The organism is Trichormus sp. NMC-1 (assembly GCF_001858025.1).
Classification (GTDB): Bacteria; Cyanobacteriota; Cyanobacteriia; order Cyanobacteriales; family Nostocaceae; genus Anabaena.
In genome coordinates this window covers 1,315,799-1,334,919 of sequence record NZ_LZQD01000001.1, presented here as the reverse complement: position 1 = coordinate 1,334,919, position 19,121 = coordinate 1,315,799, and the positions used below count along the sequence as shown (strand labels likewise).

At 41.5% G+C, this 19,121-nt stretch carries 14 protein-coding genes; 9 read left to right on the top strand and 5 right to left on the bottom strand.

All coding sequences use genetic code 11. The features are described from left to right. The first annotated feature begins 310 nt into the window (after window positions 1–310). The 6 genes from acs (at window position 311) to A9Y75_RS05950 (ending at window position 7,134) form a co-directional block, all read left to right on the top strand. Entirely contained in the window at window positions 311–2,329 is a 2,019-nt protein-coding gene (acs, locus tag A9Y75_RS05975) for an acetate--CoA ligase (protein ID WP_071188597.1), read from the top strand. A 299-nt stretch (window positions 2,330–2,628) separates the two neighbouring features. Further along, the gene (locus tag A9Y75_RS05970) at window positions 2,629–3,552 is read left to right on the top strand and encodes an energy-coupling factor ABC transporter permease (RefSeq protein ID WP_071188596.1); all 924 of its coding nucleotides are present in this window, start codon (window positions 2,629–2,631) and stop codon (window positions 3,550–3,552) included. Continuing rightward, window positions 3,545–4,195 carry an energy-coupling factor transporter transmembrane protein EcfT gene (locus tag A9Y75_RS05965; protein ID WP_071188595.1) on the top strand — a complete coding sequence of 217 codons (651 nt, stop codon included), beginning with the start codon at window positions 3,545–3,547 and terminating at the stop codon, window positions 4,193–4,195. Before A9Y75_RS05970 ends, A9Y75_RS05965 begins: the two co-directional genes overlap by 8 nt. 107 nt (window positions 4,196–4,302) lie before the next feature. Beyond that, window positions 4,303–5,067 carry an ABC transporter ATP-binding protein gene (locus A9Y75_RS05960; RefSeq protein WP_071188594.1) on the top strand — a complete coding sequence of 255 codons (765 nt, stop codon included), beginning with the start codon at window positions 4,303–4,305 and terminating at the stop codon, window positions 5,065–5,067. Between the two features lie 152 nt (window positions 5,068–5,219). Beyond that, window positions 5,220–5,699 carry a hypothetical protein gene (locus A9Y75_RS05955; protein ID WP_071188841.1) on the top strand — a complete coding sequence of 160 codons (480 nt, stop codon included), beginning with the start codon at window positions 5,220–5,222 and terminating at the stop codon, window positions 5,697–5,699. Window positions 5,700–5,967: 268 nt separating this feature from the next. Next, a complete protein-coding gene (locus A9Y75_RS05950; RefSeq protein ID WP_071188593.1) occupies window positions 5,968–7,134 on the top strand; it encodes a hypothetical protein in 1,167 nt (388 codons plus the stop codon). A gap of 125 nt (window positions 7,135–7,259) precedes the next feature. On the opposite strand, the gene A9Y75_RS05945 is transcribed toward A9Y75_RS05950, so the two are convergent. Further along, window positions 7,260–9,611, bottom strand: coding sequence for a putative PEP-binding protein (locus A9Y75_RS05945; RefSeq protein WP_071188592.1), 2,352 nt, complete (start codon window positions 9,609–9,611; stop codon window positions 7,260–7,262). A 459-nt stretch (window positions 9,612–10,070) separates the two neighbouring features. Between A9Y75_RS05945 and A9Y75_RS05940 the strand changes: the two genes are divergently transcribed. Next, the gene (locus A9Y75_RS05940; protein WP_071188591.1) at window positions 10,071–10,529 is read left to right on the top strand and encodes an MgtC/SapB family protein; all 459 of its coding nucleotides are present in this window, start codon (window positions 10,071–10,073) and stop codon (window positions 10,527–10,529) included. A gap of 43 nt (window positions 10,530–10,572) precedes the next feature. Here the strand turns inward: A9Y75_RS05940 and A9Y75_RS05935 are convergent, their stop codons facing one another. The 4 genes from A9Y75_RS05935 to A9Y75_RS05925 form a co-directional block, all read right to left on the bottom strand. Further along, window positions 10,573–10,986 carry a hypothetical protein gene (locus A9Y75_RS05935; RefSeq protein ID WP_071188590.1) on the bottom strand — a complete coding sequence of 138 codons (414 nt, stop codon included), beginning with the start codon at window positions 10,984–10,986 and terminating at the stop codon, window positions 10,573–10,575. 486 nt (window positions 10,987–11,472) lie between these two features. Further along, window positions 11,473–12,597 carry a DNA replication/repair protein RecF gene (gene recF / locus A9Y75_RS05930; protein WP_071188589.1) on the bottom strand — a complete coding sequence of 375 codons (1,125 nt, stop codon included), beginning with the start codon at window positions 12,595–12,597 and terminating at the stop codon, window positions 11,473–11,475. A gap of 173 nt (window positions 12,598–12,770) precedes the next feature. Beyond that, window positions 12,771–12,935, bottom strand: coding sequence for a hypothetical protein (locus A9Y75_RS28295; RefSeq protein WP_177176116.1), 165 nt, complete (start codon window positions 12,933–12,935; stop codon window positions 12,771–12,773). Between the two features lie 68 nt (window positions 12,936–13,003). Beyond that, window positions 13,004–15,862 carry a cation-translocating P-type ATPase gene (locus A9Y75_RS05925; protein ID WP_071188588.1) on the bottom strand — a complete coding sequence of 953 codons (2,859 nt, stop codon included), beginning with the start codon at window positions 15,860–15,862 and terminating at the stop codon, window positions 13,004–13,006. A gap of 238 nt (window positions 15,863–16,100) precedes the next feature. Here A9Y75_RS05925 and A9Y75_RS05920 point away from each other — a divergent pair, with 238 nt between their 5' ends. Both A9Y75_RS05920 and A9Y75_RS05915 read left to right on the top strand, forming a co-directional pair. After that, entirely contained in the window at window positions 16,101–17,771 is a 1,671-nt protein-coding gene (locus A9Y75_RS05920) for a transglutaminase domain-containing protein (protein WP_071188840.1), read from the top strand. A 148-nt stretch (window positions 17,772–17,919) separates the two neighbouring features. Then, window positions 17,920–19,050, top strand: a complete 1,131-nt coding sequence (locus A9Y75_RS05915) for a transposase (RefSeq protein WP_236721335.1) — start codon at window positions 17,920–17,922, stop codon at window positions 19,048–19,050. Window positions 19,051–19,121: the final 71 nt, after the last annotated feature.

Below are 19,121 nucleotides of genomic sequence, written 5' to 3'. Positions count from 1 at the left end.
CAAAATTTTATTCTATGAGACTACAGGTTCCAACCTAGTTAATTGGTGTAAAATACCTATTAACTTAGCGATACACTATTATCTTACCTTTTCGCAAGCTGCAAGAGGTGTAATTTGGGATTTGCTCAATTACACTTAATATTATTTGTTAGCTTTAATCCGCCGTCAACTGCACATCCCGGCTTAATTGCGATTGGTGTAAACTAAGTAACTTGGAGACTTTGAGCCAGCTTAACAAAAATCTCAACACTATTGAACACAACTCCGTTAAAAATAGTTTTCAGTCACAATATCGTTTGCATACATTACCATGTCTCAACCGACTATAGAATCCATCTTACAAGAAAAGCGCCTCTTCCATCCTCAGAGTGAATTTTCGCAAAAAGCTCATATCAAAAGCTTAGAAGACTATCAGCTTCTGTATGATCAAGCTAAAGCTGATCCTCAAAAATTCTGGGCAGAATTAGCAGAAACAGAGTTGCACTGGTTCCAAAAATGGGACAAAGTGCTAGACTGGCAACCACCTTTTGCCAAGTGGTTTGTCAATGGGAAAATTAATATTTCTTACAACTGTCTTGACAGACATCTCACGACTTGGCGCAAAAATAAAGCAGCTTTGATTTGGGAAGGAGAACCCGGAGATTCTCGTACTCTTACTTATGCTCAATTACATCGGGAAGTTTGTCAATTTGCCAATGTGCTGAAGCAGTTGGGAGCAAAAAAAGGCGATCGCATCGGTATTTATATGCCCATGATACCCGAAGCGGCTATTGCTATGTTAGCCTGTGCTAGAATTGGCGCACCTCACAGCGTAGTTTTTGGAGGATTTAGTGCCGAAGCTTTGCGCGATCGCTTGAATGATGCTGAGGCTAAACTAGTCATCACATCTGATGGTGGTTGGCGTAAAGATGCCATCGTCCCTCTCAAAGAACAAGTAGATAAAGCCTTAGATAACGGCGTTGTTCCCAGCGTGACAGATGTACTAGTCGTACAGCGCACAGGTCAAAAAACACACATGGAACCAGGGCGCGACCACTGGTGGCATGACTTACAAAAAGGCGTTTCCGCTGATTGTCCTGCTGAAGCAATGGACAGCGAAGATATGCTGTTTGTCCTTTACACTTCCGGTAGTACCGGCAAACCGAAAGGCGTTGTGCATACCACAGGCGGTTATAACTTATACACCCACATCACCACCAAATGGATATTTGACCTCCAGGATACAGATGTATATTGGTGTACTGCCGATGTAGGTTGGATTACTGGACATAGCTATATTGTTTACGGGCCTCTTTCCAACGGTGCAACCACTGTCATGTATGAAGGTGCGCCGCGTGCATCTAATCCTGGTTGCTTCTGGGATGTAATTGAGAAATATGGTGTTACCACATTTTATACAGCACCTACAGCAATTCGGGCGTTTATTAAAATGGGTGAACATTTACCCAATGGGCGGAATCTATCTTCATTGCGTTTACTGGGGACTGTCGGTGAACCCATTAACCCCGAAGCTTGGATGTGGTATCATAAAATCATTGGTGGTGAACGCTGTCCGATTGTTGATACTTGGTGGCAAACCGAAACCGGTGGGATCATGATCACACCTCTACCAGGTGCAATTTCCACCAAACCCGGTTCTGCAACTCGTCCTTTCCCTGGGATTATTGCCGATGTAGTCGATTTAGAAGGTAATTCTGTCCCAGAAAACGAAGGTGGATATTTAGCGGTTCGTCATCCTTGGCCGGGAATGATGCGGAATGTTTACGGTGATCCAGAACGCTTCCGCCGTACTTATTGGGAACATATTCCGCCCAATAATGGTAATTATACGTATTTTGCTGGTGATGGTGCCAGAAAAGATGAAGACGGTTATTTCTGGGTAATGGGGCGTGTAGATGATGTGCTGAATGTATCTGGACATCGCCTGGGAACAATGGAAGTAGAATCTGCATTGGTGTCTCATCCTGCGGTTGCAGAAGCTGCGGTGGTGGGTAAACCGGATGAGTTAAAGGGTGAAGAAGTCGTGGCTTTTGTGACTTTAGAGGGAACTTATCAAGCCAGTGAAGAACTGAGTAAGGAACTGAAAAAGCACGTTGTTAGTGAAATTGGGGCGATCGCACGTCCTGGTGAAATCAGGTTTACTGACGCTTTACCAAAAACCCGTTCTGGTAAGATTATGCGGCGTTTATTAAGAAATTTGGCAGCAACCCGTTCTGGTAAGATTATGCGGCGTTTATTGCGGAATTTAGCAGCTGGTCAGGAAGTGTCTGGTGATACTTCTACTTTGGAAGACCGCAGTGTTTTGGATAAGTTACGGGAAGGGAATTAATTTAGGATAGTTTCGCGCAAAGACGCAAAGTGTTTTTTGTGTCTTTGCGTTTTGAATTTTAAATTGTTTATTCAAGATTTATAAACATTCCCGCAAGATAAATTGACAAAAATTAATTATATAAAAAATAAGTATAATATTTAACGTATATATTATTATAAATTCTTCCTAAGTAGCAGCTAAAAATCCCCCAATATGGCATTGTAAAAAAAGGAAATTTATAGTTTGTTATTAAATTGATGCCGTAATTAAATTGCTTGCATTGGTGTGAAGAAAAACATGAAAATAAAGGGCAAAATATGCATATACCTGATGGATTTATTTCTGTACCAGTTGCAGGAGCAACTAGTTTAGCGAGTGCGGCAGCTTTGTTTATTGCTTTTGGGCGATCAGAAGAAGCTTATGGAATTCGTCGCGCTCCCCTACTAGGCTTAACCACAGCCTTTATCTTTGCTGCCCAAATGATTAATTTTCCCGTAGCGGGAGGTACTAGCGGACACTTGTGCGGCGGTGCTTTAGCGGCGATTATTTTGGGTAGCCCTTGGGCGGGAATGCTATGTATAGCAACAGTTTTAATTATTCAAGCAGTGCTATTTGCTGATGGTGGTATTACTGCCTTGGGTGCAAATATTTTCAACCTCGGAGTAATAGGTGTTTGGGTAGGGTGGGGATTAACTCAAACCTTACAACGACTACTTGGTGGTTCTAAAGGACGTTTACCCCTAGCAGCCGGAATTGCCGCTGGTGTGAGTGTAGTTGTCTCAGCGATCGCTTGTGCCATTCAATTAGCCCTTTCGGGAACAGCACCAGTCAACATAGTTTTACCCAGCATGACTGGTGTACATATTTTGATTGGTATTGGTGAAGGTGTGATTACAGGAGGTGTGCTGACTTACCTAGCCACAGTCAGACCAGATTTGTTACCAGGAGAAGAAGAGAAATTCAAAGGTTTGTTAGTACCCATTGTCAGCATTATTCTGGTTGCCGGTGTGCTGTCGCTGTTTGCTTCTGCATGGCCTGATGGTTTAGAAAAAGTAGCGGAAAATTTAGGCTTTATCAACTTAGCAGAGGAAGTCAGAGTAGAAGTACCAACACCCTTTGCTGATTATGGTATTGAGGGTTTGGAGCAAATCGGGACTAGTATTGCAGGTTTGATAGGTGCTGCGATTTGCTTTGCGGTAGCTTTTGGAATTGCCAAAGTCATTAAACCAAAGAATGCTTAAACTTTCTTTACCTTTACGCTTGCAACTGTCTCTAGTAATTGTGATTGGGGCAGCTTTATTAAAGTATTATGCTTGGTCTAACTTGGTTGTGTATGGAGCGATCGCACTTTTGTGGGCGTGGTTATTGCGTGTCCCCATTCGCAAATTAGGCGGGTTACTAGGTACAGAATTAATTTTTCTGTCATTGATGGCTTTACCCTTGGGATGGGAACGAGCTAGTTTTCTGCTCGTGCGATCGCTAATCTGTTTAATTACCATGAATAGCTTTTTGTTAACTTTACCGCCCCATAGTTTCGGTATCGCCCTCAAAGGCTTACCCGTGCCAGCCCCATTAAAGCAAAATTTACTCCTAGCTGGACAATACTTAGAAATTTTGCTCTCAGAAGTAGCACGAATGCAACGTAGCGCCCAATTACGGGGTTTGAATGGTGCTGGGGGATGGCTACGCTATGCTAGTGCCTCTATGATTGGGGCTTTGTATCTTCGCACTTTAGAAAGAGCAGAACGAGTTTACAGCGCCATGATAGCCCGTGGTTATAACGGGCAATTACCCATAGATTCCACCCTCAGACCAAAAGAACGTTTTACACTAATAATAGTAGGAATAACTGCTACTTGTATAACCTTCAATTCCTACTTTTAGCTGTACTACCTGTTAACCCCCAAAAGTCACAGGTCAAAACTCACAAGTCAGAATGCAAATGACCAATGACCAATGACCAATGACCATTTATATTTGAGTGGTGAATTTTGACATCTTTAACATCTAATCCCCAAACTTCAATCTCTCACCGTCACAATGCTGTGATTGAGGTGCAAAACCTGGTGTATACCTATTTCCACCAGGAACCAGTATTAAAAGAAATTTCCTTTAGCTTGAATGCAGGCGATCGCGTCGCCTTAATGGGTGCAACCGGCTCAGGTAAAAGCACCCTCCTAGAAAACCTCATCGGCTTAAAACATCCCCAAAGTGGTGCAATTTTCATCAACGGCACTCTCGTAGAACCACGCACCTTACCCCAAATACGGAAGCAAATCGGTTTTACCTTCCAAGATGCCAACGACCAATTATTTATGCCCACCATATTGGAAGATGTTACCTTCGGTCCTCGTAACTACGGCGTAGCACCAGCAATAGCAATTGATAAAGCACTGCAATTATTAGCTGATTTTGGTCTAGAAGCTTATGCTCATCGTTCTGCCCATGAACTATCAGGAGGACAACGACGTTTAGCCGCTCTAGCCACCATATTAGCCTTAGAGCCATCAATTCTCATTCTAGACGAGCCAACCACCGGACTTGATCCAGCATGGAGAAGGCATTTAGCCCAAGTATTATTAAAATTGCCGGTGCAAGTAATGTTAATTGCTTCCCATGACCTACATTGGTTAGGTAGAGTTACTCAACGCGCTTTAGTTCTCTCTGCTGGTCAAATTCAAATAGACAGCCATATTCAGCCACTTTTGCAAGAAGGAAAAACCTTAGACCAGTTAGGTTTACCGGTAGATTGGTAATTCATAATAATTCGTAATTCGTAATTCGTAATTAATAACTCGAATTACGAATTTGTGGATTTTAAATTCCACCCAATTGATTTACACCACAATCGCTAAATTATTGGCTAGTATTAATGGGATTTTACTGCTGTTGGGAAATTAAGAAATTAATGTTCATTTTACGTAAGTATACTATTATTGCTCCTGTTGGTCTAAGTATTGCTTTGTTGGTGACTGGTTGTAGTGAGAGTAAAGTTTCCCAGTGTCAACGATTGATTACAGCTGTCAATCAAGGTACATCTTTGATTGATACGAATAAAGGAAAACAGGTGACAACTAGCTTGCAATTGTCCAAAGATTTGCAAAATGTTACTAAATCTATTGGGGAACTACGGTTAACAGATCCCAAGTTGAAAGAGTTTCAAAGCAGTTTCGTAAAGGTTTTTGATAACCTCAGTCAATCCATTTCCACAGCAGCTAAGGCTCTTGGTGCAGCTAAGACAGCAGAAGCCTCATCTGCTGGTAGGGAAAAAATTCAAAAGGCCAGAAAAGATATTGACTCATCACTGACAGTAGCAGCCACAACTGCTGGTAAACAATCAGATGTCTTCGGGAATCAACTGAATGAGTACTGTAGTCAACCTCAATAAAAGAGGCAGGGATAGTTAATTTAACCAAATCATACTAAATTAATAAAACTTATTGCGTATGAAAGCAGAATTAATTGAATTAACAGCCAGAGTGACCCAAGTATTACAAATCAATATGAAAGGGTAGATTTACGAATCATAATGATTCTATCTAAAGAAAGGAATATGAAAGTGTAATTTCTTATCAAAAGAAAGATGCGGCGATACCACGGCAGAGGTTGAATAAATCTAGATTATTCAAATTTATTGAAGTGGGTTAAATCATAATATGACACTATTGTCTATTGATGAACTCAAAAATTTAGTTGCAAATCCCGATCCCCCATGTGTATCTCTGTATATGCCTATGTACAAAGCCGGGCCAGAGATTCGACAAAATCCCATTCGCTTCAAAAATTTAGTTCGGGAAGCAGAGGAACGCTTAGATGCAATAGGAATAAGCCAAACTGAAGCGTTAAATCTTCTCAAACCAGCTATAGAACTGGATAAAGGCGATTTCTGGGAACACCAAGATCAGGGATTGGTAATTTTTCTTTCCCAAAATTTATTTCGTTACTATTGTTTACCAACTGAATTTCCCGAATTAGTTGTTGTTGGCGAGCAATTTCACCTCAAACCATTACTGCATTTAATCAACAACGATGGTAGATTTTATCTTTTGGCTTTGAGTCAAAAAGATGTGAAATTTTTTGAAGGTACAGGTTATAGCCTCAATGAACTTCAAGTAGAAAATCTGCCACATCTTCTAGCAGAAACTCTCCTGGAAGATGAGTTACAAAAAGGTGTACAGCACAGAATTGGTACACCCAGAGGAGCAACGGCTGCGGCTCAACATCCAGGTTCAGTTCATGGACAAGGTAGCCCAGATAGAGAGAAGCACGAAGAAGATATTCTCCAATTTTGTTACGCTATTGATGGCGCATTACATGAGAAATTAAGGGAAGAAAAAGCACCATTAGTATTAGCAGGAGTGGAATATCTATTCCCTATTTACCAAGAAGCAAATACTTATCCCCATTTGTTAGCAGAAAGCATTAATGGTAATCCAGAAACTATCAATTTAGGACAATTACATGATGAAGCTTGGAGAATTGTTGCACCTTCATTTCAGGAAAACAAAAAGGCAGCAATAGAACTTTATCAACGATTCGCCGGTGAAGGTAATGGAAAGGCATCTAGTGATATCAAAGAAATTATTCCAGCGACTTACTATCAGAGAGTCGATTCTTTGTTCGTATCGGTAGGTGAGCAGAAATGGGGTAAATTTGATTCAGAAACAACGACTGTGGATTTACACACAGAAGCAGAACCAGATGATGAAGATATGTTAGATTTTGCTGCTGTTCACACGCTGTTAAATGGTGGCAGAGTTTACACTCTTGAATCTGACAAAATGCCAAATGGAGCAACGGTGGCGGCTATTTTTAGATATTGATGGTTAATGGTGTGTTGTCGAAGGGGGGCAACGCACCCTACAAAATCTGAATCCATCTACTATGTAAATTTTTTTTCTTCCACTCAGACATCCTCTTAATTACGAATTACGAATTATAAATTATTTTAATTCCCCAATTGCTTCCGTGCTGCTGCTAAAATCAACCTTTGTTCAGCACGAGCGATCGCTCTATATGTCCTCTCCACCGCTTCCGGTTCCACAGAAATCGAAGTAATACCCCATTCCACCAACTTATCAATAATCTCTGGATATGAGGCTGGTGCTTGACCGCAGATTGAACAAGGAATACCTGCTTCTCTGGCTATTTTAATCAATTGAGCGATCGCACCCATAACGGCCGGATGACGCTCATCAAAGACACTTCCTAGTTGTCCTTGCTCTCTATCTACCCCTAAAATTAATTGGGTGAGGTCATTTGTGCCAATAGAAATCCCAGCCACACCCGCTTTAATATATTCTGGCAGCAAAAACAGCACACTTGGTACTTCCGCCATCATCCATAATTGAAAATGGGTATTCTGAGTTAATCCGGCTTGCTCAACTTTACGGCGGCAAAATACAAATTCTTCTACAGTCCGCACAAAAGGTAAAATGAGATGAACATTGCTGTAACCACGTTTCTGTACAGCAGCTAAAGCCGCTAATTCTAATTCAAAAACAGCAGGATTTCGTAAATAACTTAAAGTGCCATGTTCACCTAATATCGATTCAGCAGAAGATTGTCGATTATCATTCAATGATGGCAAATCCTGTGATCGCCAATCTAAAGACCGATAAAAAATTGGTCTGGGTGCAAAAGCGCCAGCAAATTGCATAATCTGCTCAGACCATAATTCTAATAATTCTGTGTGTCGTCCATTCAAAAGCCAAGCATGAGGATTTTGTCCATCCAAAATGTTGAGAATCATTAGTTCTGAACGTAATAATCCCACCCCATCTACAGGTAAAACTTGCACTTTGGAAATCAGACTCGGCTGACTGAGATTAACCAGTAGTTGGGTTGCAATCATTGATTGAGAATGTGAGGGTGGTAAAGAAGGTGGAGAAGATATGACTTTCCTCTCTTCCTCAACTTTCCTATCACCCCACCTGCCGATTTCCCCAACTCCTCCATCTCCTCGACTCCGATAAACTTCTCCCCTGTCACCATCCAGCAGTAGTCTTTCGCCAGTTTGAATCAAGTTTGTGGCATTTATAGCATTGACTATGGCGGGAATACCCAATTCTCTGGACAAAATCGCCGCGTGGCTGGTTAATCCACCTTGTTCTGTAATAATTCCCGCCACATCATGCAGTAAAGGCAACCAATCAGGAGTAATTGCTGATGCGATTAAAATCACTCCCTGGGGGATTTGTGCTGGTTTTGGTTGTGAACTAATCACATAGGCAGTAGCCCTCACACGTCCTCTAGCCGCCCCTATTCCCTTAATAAAGTATGAACCGGGAATTGCCGATGAGGGGGCGCTAACTTGAGTGATATAGAGTTTTGTCGATGAAGTTTCTTGGGCGATTGTCCACTTCATAGTTAACTTTGTACCTAGTTCACGTACTAGTTGATTTCCTAAAACAATGACTTCTGTCAGTAATTCTTCTGGTAAAGCATACTGTTTTTGTTGCTCCTCACCCAGTAGATAAGCCAGCAGACAATTGTTATCTATCATTAATACTGATTTGGATGCGGATTCCCCAACAGCTACAGATGCAGGATCATGAACACGATAAGCGAGAATTTTATTTCCCAAGTGTCGTTCGCGGACAACTTCTGTTTTGTCTTGGATATAATAAACATCTGGCAATACTTCACCGTTGGTAATCGCCACACCTAATCCCCACGTAGCTTCAATATCTGCGCTTAACGTATTGGCGTTAAATAAACCAGAAGCGATCGCATTTTCTACTGGTTGCACCAATACCGCTAAATTAATTTGTTGTAAGTTAATGCCGACATTTTGCCAGTAGAGTAGACTTCTGGCACGAAACAACTGGCTCCAAGCCTGCTTTAATGCTTGAGCGATCGCTTCTTGATCACAAGGACAAAACACCGACTCTAGCAAGCCAGAAATATTCCCTATCACCTGCGTAGCGGCTGATACTGCTAGGGTGGGACGCAAAATTAAACATTTCTTTTCCCATGTTTGAGCCGCTTGGAAAATCGTACTCACCCAATGCTGCGGCACAGTAGCAGAAATAATTTCCTGACGCAAGCGGCCAGCCACCTGCTGTAGTTGTTGCCAATTAGCTACATCCAAATGTAAAGAAGAATAAGGTAAATCAGCCACTAATGACTCTGAGCTATTGAGGGTTTCTAGAAATTGCCGCCAAACATCCGCCGAAACTACAAAACCAGGCACTACCGGGTAGCCCTTTTGCAGAAATTTACTCAAATAAAACGCTTTATCGCCAACTTTGGCGCGGTCTTGTAGTTTAATTTGGTCAAGCCAGTAGAGTTTATCCACTCAATTACTTAGGTGTCAGTTGTCATACAAGTTTTTGATCAAAAAGCGCTGAGGTTGCCTGCATGGGCAGGAATTGTTTGTGTAGCTACAGGCTAAAGCCTGAGGTGAATACAGCGCCAAAATGCAACTTCAGCATTTATATTTAATGATGCCAACCTACACAGTCGTTTTATGATCCAGATTTCAGGTCAATATTATTAATTACTGACTTTTTGAAAGTATACAGCAGAATTCAGGAGGCGCTTCGCAGACCTATGGCTTACGCCACGCTGCGCTATCGGTTCAGGAGTCAGGAGTAAAACTGGCGAATGTGTCTAGGTTTCAATTTTGATTCTGTACCGTATGGCTACGCCACGCAAGCTATCGGCTGACGCTCACGGCGAAGCCTCATTGATCTGCAATCTGCTGTATTACCAATTAACATAGAATATAAGATTATTTCTCGCAATCATAAATTAATTGACAAACTCCTACTACATTGCCAGTAATGATTGGCTGAACATCTGTTTTCGGCTAAGTCTTGCATTGATAATTGGGGGAATTATTGGCTTAGAACGCCAACTCAGGAATAAACCCGCTGGTTTAAGAACCCATATGTTGGTCAGTTTGGGTTCATCTGTGTTTACTATCATTGCTATCCAAGTCGGTGGAGAACAAATTAGTGCTGATGCTCTCAGTCGGGTGATTCAAGGTATCGCCTCTGGTGTAGGATTTTTGGGTGCAGGAGAAATTTTACGCGAATCTTCTCAACAATCAAACTCATTAGCAATTCACGGACTTACTTCAGCCGCAGCGATTTGGGTTTCAGCTGCTTTAGGAATTGCTTCTGGATGTGGTTTATGGCAGCTAGGATTAATTGGTGCTGTGTTCACTGTTGTCGTTCTCCATATTTTCAAAAAAGTAGAAAGATTACCTTAGTTATTGGTTAATTGTCATTGGTAATCATCCAAGTTAATACTGACTAATTAAACAATGTCAATGCTTTAGTAAAAATTTCTTCTTCCGCTCTTGTTTGCAGAATAGATTTGACCAAATCGATAAATTCATCATCACAGATATCATCATTTTCTACAGTTTTACTAGCTGCATAAAAACTAACATTATCAATTTTTAATTCATTGGTAATACCTGTTTGTAATCTAGTATTTTTACTATGCCAAGACAGGGATTTACCACGCAACGTAAATTGAAACCATACAATTTCATTATTACTTAATTCAATAAAAATATCAAAATAAGGTTCTCCACCTTGTAACCAAATTCTAACTGTATCTGCTTCTGGAGATGGTTTGAGTAGCTTTGGCTCAATTGTCCTTAATGATGCACCTAGTAATTTAATTTCATTCTTATCTAATACATAATTTCTGCGATTCATATTTAATCCCATTTCATAAAATACTTGATATAGCAGTTGAGTATAAACCCCGGTACTTCAACACTTTGAGCAATCAACACAGTCCTAACCGTTTTGGCAGGTGCTATATACAGCGGTTTCCGCTTTTATGAGGTACATCTTAGCCCCCTCATCGCTTTTTTTTATTTTTAACTTTTAATTTTTAATTTTGCAAAGCGCTACCAAGTAGAGTAACGTAAATAATTAAAGGTTTGTAGTCAGGTCTTTAGACCTGAAATTCGGGCTTTAGCCCTAACTACGAGCTAATTTCAGAATTTGTTACCTTACTTAACATAGTTCTCTTTATTTTCGCCTACCTGACTTGAAAATAAGACCCCACCCCTAACCCCTCCCCCGCAGTCGCCTCAACGGGGGGAACCCCCGCACAGCGCTGCTCTCCGCAAGCGATGAGGGGAATAAGAAGTTTTTCATGTGTCCTGGTGTACGCAGTTCATGATGGCTACTTACCTATTGAGCAGATGTTGATAATTCTCCTGCTTTCACATAGAGAATTTGCGAAGATTTTAACCAATCTTGTTCAAAAGAACCTAAATGAGTAGTAGTAATCAAAGTCTGGAAACGGTCTTGAATAGCCTCAAGCAATTGATTTTGACGGGATGGATCTAATTCTGCTAAAACATCATCCAGCAACAGTAAGGGTGGCTCGTTGACGACTTCTTCAATTAATTGTAATTCCGCTAATTTTAAAGCTAGAACTAATGTTCGTTGCTGTCCTTGGGAACCATATTGACGAGCAGGTGTTTGGTTAATAATCAATTCCACTTCGTCACGGTGCGGACCGACAAGGGTAATACCTCTATGTAATTCTGCCAGAGTTCGCTGTTGAATTTTGGCTAAAAAAGCTTGTTGTACAGCTTCGGGATGATTTTTTTCTAGGGGTACATTCGCTGCATAATTGATTTTCAGAATTTCTGTACTACCACTTATACTAGCGTGCCAAGCAGCGGCAATAGGTGTTAGTTTTTGAATAGCTCTATCACGCCTGATAATTACCCTGGTTCCAGCAGTGACTAACTGTGCATCCCAAATAGCAAGTTCTGCATTTTGACTTTTGACTCCTGACTCCTGACTCCTTTTCAAACAAGCATTGCGTTGACGTAGCACTTGGTGATATTGCTGCAAAATGTGAGCATAAACAGGTTCGAGTTGAATTAATAGTGTATCTAACCAGTTACGACGACCTTCAGGACTTCCGCGCACTAGTTCTAAATCCAAACTGGAAAACTCAACTGCATTGATCACGCCAAGAAAATCTATTTGACGACGAACCGCTTCGCCATTAATAGCCACAGTGCGACGAGCATTACGGCGTAGTGTCAGGGTTAAGTCACTGATACCAGCTGCTCTTTCTAGGGTGGCATTAATTTGGGCGATCGCTTCTCCTTCTTTAACTAAATCACGATCGCGTGCCATTCGGTGCGATCGCAATGTTGCTAATAACTCCACGGACTCCAACAAATTCGATTTTCCCTGAGCATTATCACCTACCAAAATTGTTTTAGCAGCGGTAAACTCAATCTTCTGATCTTGGTAATTGCGAAACTGTCGGATGTGTAGGGTTTTCAGGTACATATTTATAGCAGGTGACAGGGGACAGGTGACAGGTGACAGTCTGAAGAGTCTTTTGGTGTCTAGGTTTTATAATCAGTTGGTGTCCTAACCGCCCTGTCCGTTGCCATAACAATTAAAAATTAAAAAACTTGCTAGGATTTTTAATTTTTAATTTTCCTATCAAAGATTTTAATTTACTGATGATAGTGACAGGATATTTTTTGGTAAACAATTTCGTAAGGATTCAGGATACAGAATGTTTGATAGCAGGGAACAGAAGAGAAAATATTCTTCATCCTTCTTTCTTTCTCCTGACTCCTGACTCCTGACTCCTGAATTCTTACACAATTTCCTAGCATCACATCACCAGTATTGCCCTCATCAACAATTAAAAATTCCAGTTTTGTGAAGTTGTAATTTTTAATTTTTAGACAGTTTTTTTACCCCTCAAACGGAAGAATATTTTTTCACCTTCAATCCAGACAACCATCAAGGCACTGAAACCAATACAAACACCTAATTCTGAGAGACTCAGTTCATGAGTGCCAAAGAAATCTCGTAGGGGTGCAACGTATACTAGCATTAACTGCAAAATAGTTGTCACGACTACAGCACCCAAAACAAAAGGATTAGACCCAGGATTCATTTCAATGATGAGTTGATTGTTAGAACGAATAGCGATCGCATGACCCATTTGCGCGATACACAAAGTCGTAAATACCATTGTTTTCCAAGCTTCAGGATTACCCTGATACCCTGCTGCATGGGTATGATTATAAGCCCACCACATCAAGGCAATGCTAATAATGGCAAAGATGATACCAATGCGAATCATGTAAGAACCCAAACCCCTGGCAAAAATACTTTCACGGGGGCTAAAAGGGGGACGCTGCATGACATCTGGTTCTGGGGGTTCTACAGCCAAAGCTAGGGCTGGTAAACCGTCTGTCACCAAGTTCATCCAGAGAATTTGTAGAGGAGTTAGCGGTACACCTCCTAAACCAATTAAAGGTGCAGCAGCAATAGTGAGAACTTCACCAATGTTACTACCCAAAATGTATTTGATAAAACGGCGAATGTTGGTATAGACTACTCTACCCTCTTTGGTGGCTGCAACTATGGTGGCAAAGTTATCATCTAGTAGCACCATGTCGCTGGCTTCTTTGCTCACATCTGTACCTGTGATGCCCATAGCGATGCCTATATCGGCTTGTTTGAGGGCGGGGGCATCGTTGACTCCATCGCCCGTCATAGCCACAAATCGACCACGACGTTGCAATGCTTGGACAATTCGCAGTTTGTGTTCTGGAGAGACTCTGGCGTAAATACTCACTAAATCAACTTGTTCCTCCAGTTCTGTGTCAGTCATGCGTTGCAATTCTTGACCAGTGAGGACTCTATCATCATCTCGACCAATTCCCAAATCAACAGCGATCGCTTTGGCTGTTAATTGATGGTCGCCAGTAATCATAACTGGGCGAATACCTGCTTGGCGACATTCTGCAACTGCGGCTCTCACCTCTGGGCGTGGTGCATCAAGCATTCCCACCAATCCCAACCAGACCAAATCTTGCTCTGATGTTTCTTCTGAACCGTCAGGAAGTCTTTCCAGCAGTGGTTTATAGGCAAAACCTAACACCCGCAAACCTTGACTTGCCATTTGGTCATTGGCTGCCAGAATTTGATGGCGTTGTGCTTCATTAATAGAAGAGGCGTGATTACCTAAATAAATCTGAGTACAACGAGCTAAGGTTAATTCTGGCGAACCTTTGGTAAACATTAAATATTGTTCAGATTCTAAAAAGCCAGCAATGACAGGATCAACTGCACTCAGAGACGCATCCGAGGTGGCGACTTCTTCCACTTGACAAATTACACTCATGCGTTTGCGTTCCGAAGAAAAGGGAAACTCAGACACACGGGGTAATTTACTATTCCATTGGTCTTTTTCAATTCCCGCTTTCCCTGCGAGGGTGACTAATGCACCTTCTGTGGGGTCGCCTAAAATTGCCCATTCCCCGGCTTCTTTTTGCAGTACAGAATCATTACAAACGGCGCAAGCAACTAGCAAAGCAGGTATTTCGGGAAACTCATCTACAGCCACTTTTTGTCCATTTAACTGAAAATCTCCATTGGGAGCATAACCTTCTCCCGTAACACGGAAATTTTGCTGATTCATGTACACTGACTGCACTACCATTTTGTTTTGAGTCAGAGTACCGGTTTTATCAGAACAAATGGTGGTGACAGACCCTAGTGTTTCTACTGCTGGTAATTTACGAATTAAAGCATTGTGGCGCACCATGCGCTGAGTTCCCAGTGCTAAGGTGACGGTAATTACCGCTGGTAAACCTTCTGGGACTACAGCCACTGCCATACTCAAAGAAACTTCTAAAAGATCTTGTAGGTTGCTGAAGCCTCTGGCTTGAATAACACCACCGACAACTACAATCAAAACCAAAATCAAAGAACCAGTTACCAGAACATTACCCAGTTGGGTCATTCGCTGCTGTAATGGAGTAGGTTCACTTTCCACCGACTGCAACATAGTGGCAATTTTGCCCAGTTCAGTTTGCATCCCGGTTTTAGTGACGAGAACCTTGGCGCGTCCTTGAACAACTTCCGTTCCTTGATAGACTACATTCAGGCGATCGCCTAAAGATGTTTCTTCTGGTAATGTGAGATTTGCCTGCTTATTCACAGCTTCGGCTTCACCCGTTAGTGCCGACTCCCGCACTTGTAAATTAGACTGTTCGATTAAGCGTCCATCAGCCGCTATTTGCATACCAGCTTCCAGCAGCATCACATCCCCAGGGACTAATTCCTTGGCTGCAATTTCTACTAGTTTGCTCCCGCGAATGACTCTCACTAAAGGAGAGGTCATTTTTTTCAAAGCCGCCAAGGCTTGTTCAGCACGGCTTTCCTGCACATAGCCCAGGATACCATTGAGGATAACAATCGCCATAATCGCAATTGTGTCTTTGAATGGCACTTCACCAGGTTTTAATGTGCCTTCTCGTAACGCCCAAAAATCTAAAAAACCAGAAATCAGGGCTACACCTATCAACATCAACAACATGATGTTCTTGAACTGATCTAGAAGAATCTCCCAAGCGCTTCGACCGCCATGTTCTTCTAGTTCGTTAGGTCCGTATTTTTGCAACCTTTGTTGAATCTCTTGCGGTGTTAACCCACTGTCTACGTTACTATCGAGCAGGTCTAGCGCTTTATCAACTTCTAAATTATGCCAAGCAGCGGCACCTTCAGGTAAAGAATGAGCAGACATCGTGTAAGTCACAGGAAATGGTTACAAAATTCGATCATAATTTAGTGATGGCAGGAATTCCATCAACTAAAGTTACATTGGGGATGCGGGGACGCGGAAGAGGACGCGCTTAAGCTCTGACGCAGAGAATAATCTGTTGCCTGTTGCCTGTTGCCTGTTGCCTGTTGCCTTTTACTAATGACTAATGACCAATGACCAATGACTAATGACTAATGACCAATGACTAATGACTAATAATATGAGTTTTGCACTCCCTAGTTTGACTGTTAGCCAGATGTTTGGCCAAAAAACAATCCGACCGCTTACTGCTGCTACTTTATATGGCATTGCTTTCATCAAAGATAGACTGATTGCCATCGACACGATCAAAGGACATTTATTAGAGATTGACCCCATCTCTGATAACAGTACAATCCTCAATCCTCACCAAGTTAAGGAGTTTACTGAAGTTACGGGTTTAGCCGTGTGGGAAGATACTCTGTGGGTTAGCCGTGATAATAGCGTTTATCTGTGTAAACTTTCCTCTTTAGGTTTGGAGCATTTTGTTACTTTACCTTATACTGCCGATGGCGTTGCTGTTTGGGAATCAACTGTTTATGTCAGTTGTCAAAGACTTGGCTGTATTTTAGTCTTTGACCGGGAGACACGCAAAGAAATTACTAGGTTTCATGCACCTGGTGTGGGCATAGAAAATTTGGCCGTAACTCAGGAAACTCTGTGGGTTTGCGATCGCACAGAACAAAGTGTTTATTCTATGGATAGGGCAACTGGGGAAATTCGATTCAGTGTGCTGACACCTTTTGCATCTCCTACTGGAATAGCAGTACATAGAAATAACGATACGACACAGGAAAATCTCTACATTGCCTATGCCACTGAGGAGCCTTATATTCGCGATAATCCCAATGCTGACCCTTGTCATGAGTTAACCTATCGGGATATGACTTTTATTCATCCCCTGTATTATCATTATCAGCCAGATAAGCGCTACGCCCTCTCTAATGGTTATCTTATAGAAATGTCCTATGTTGAGGAAATTGCACCCCTCGACGAGGTTTATTTACCCAATGTAGAATGGCGTATCGCCCTACCTTCAGAAACTGAACGCCAAAAGCTCAAGCAAATTGAACCGATTGGTTTACCCTTCACAGAAGAAATCATTGACGGGCAACGGGTAGCAGTATTTAAGTTTGATTCCCTGACTCCAGGTGAACGGCATATATTTGGCTGGAAAGCACTTTTAGAAGTCCGAGGAATTAAGTATCGCATCACACCTAAAGATGTAGAAGGACTTCCTGAACCTACACCAGAATTCCAAGAACGCTACTTGGTCGATGATGATGATTTAGCTATGGAAACGCCTACTGTCCGTCGTGCTGCTCGTGAAGCAGTTGGTTCAGAAACTAATATGTTACGGAAAATGTACAGCATCCGTAACTACGTCTATGATGAGTTATCCTATGGAATTAAGCCATACATTGACACGCCTGATGTAGTTTTAGAACGCGGTATTGGTTCTTGTGGCGAATACGTAGGTGTATTACTGGCTTTGTGCCGTTTGAATGGAATTCTTTGTCGCACTGTAGGTAGATATAAATGCCCTCCCTATGGAGAACAGCAAGGTGTTCCTCTACAACCTGACTTTAATCATGTTTGGCTAGAGTTCTATATCCCTAATTTTGGCTGGGTGCCAATGGAATCTAATCCTGATGACGTGGGTGATGCAGGCCCTTATCCCACGCGCTTCTTTATGGGCTTATGCTGGTATCATATTGAAATTGGCAAAGGTGTTACCTTTGAAACCTTGATCAGTAACGGCAGTCGCTTATCTAAGGAAGATATTTCTATTGGCGAGTTGGCGATAAATCATATTCGGTTTACAATTCTTAAAGAATTAGCGCCTTTTTAACTGAGGAATCGAGAATTGGGAACTTGTAGTTTGCAATGAGGGTTATTAGCTAGTTACTGTTTTCTTAACAGAAGCTAACAAATACTCACATTGGCTCAAAATTTCCTGTGTCTACTCTTGATGACAGAATTACCAGTAAAATACCTGTATGCTACTAGGATTCAAGACTCAACTCAAAGTTAACAAGCAAAAACGACTACTACTAGCGCAACACGCAGGAGTAGCTAGACACGCTTGGAATTCTGGTTTAGCACTATGTCAACAGGTATTATTACACAACAAACTTCACCAGTCAGACCCTTCGGGTTCGCAGTCGCCTACGGAGGGAGACCCTCCTGCAGCGCTGTCTCACAAAATCAAATTTCCTACAGCAATAGATTTACATAAATGGTTAGTAGCAGCCATCAAATCTACCCATCCTTGGTATTATCAAGTATCGAAATGCGCTCCCCAATACGCACTACGATATCTATCAGATGCTTTTAAAGCTTTCTTCAAAAAAAGTTTTGGCTTTCCTAAGTTTAAGAAAAAAGGGAGACATGATTCTTTCACCTTAGATGGTGCAATTCACATTGTCTATAGAAAGATAAAAGTTCCCGTAATTGGCTGGCTAAAAACTTATGAACTCCTACCTACAGGATATAAACCGAAATCAGTCACCATAAGTAAACAAGCTGATAAGTGGTTTATCTCGTGGAAAATAGAAGTAGAAACCAGTGAAACACCGAAACAACAAGAGTTTATAGGAGTAGACTTAGGAATAAATCATCTAGCCACACTATCCACAGGAGAAATATATGATGGAGTAAGAAGCTATAAAAAGTATGAGTCTAAATTGGCAAGAATGCAATATTTGAACCGTCATAAACAAGTAGGTTCAAATAATTATAGAAAAGCCACTTTCAAAATAGCAAGATTACACCAAAAAATAGCTAACATCAGAAAAGATACATTACATAAAATTACCACTTATATCAGCAAAAACCACGCGGTTATAGGCATAGAAGATTTGAATGTATCCGGGATGTTAGCCAATGGGAAATTATCAAAAGCTCTTGCTGATATGGGCTTTTATGAATTTAGAAGGCAGCTAGAATATAAAACACAACTCTATGGCAGTAAGTTAGTAATTGTGGATAGATTTTATCCTAGTAGTAAAACTTGCTCTAGTTGTGGTGAGAAAAAATCATCTCTGTCATTGTCTCAAAGAGTGTTTAAATGTGTTCGCGCAGCGTGGCGTAAGCCATTAAATGCGGCTTTGAGAGTGACAGAGATTTAAATGCTGCGATTAACTTGAAACAAGAAGCGGTCAGATTGACCGTGCCTGCCTGTTCGTCAGACAGGTGAGCC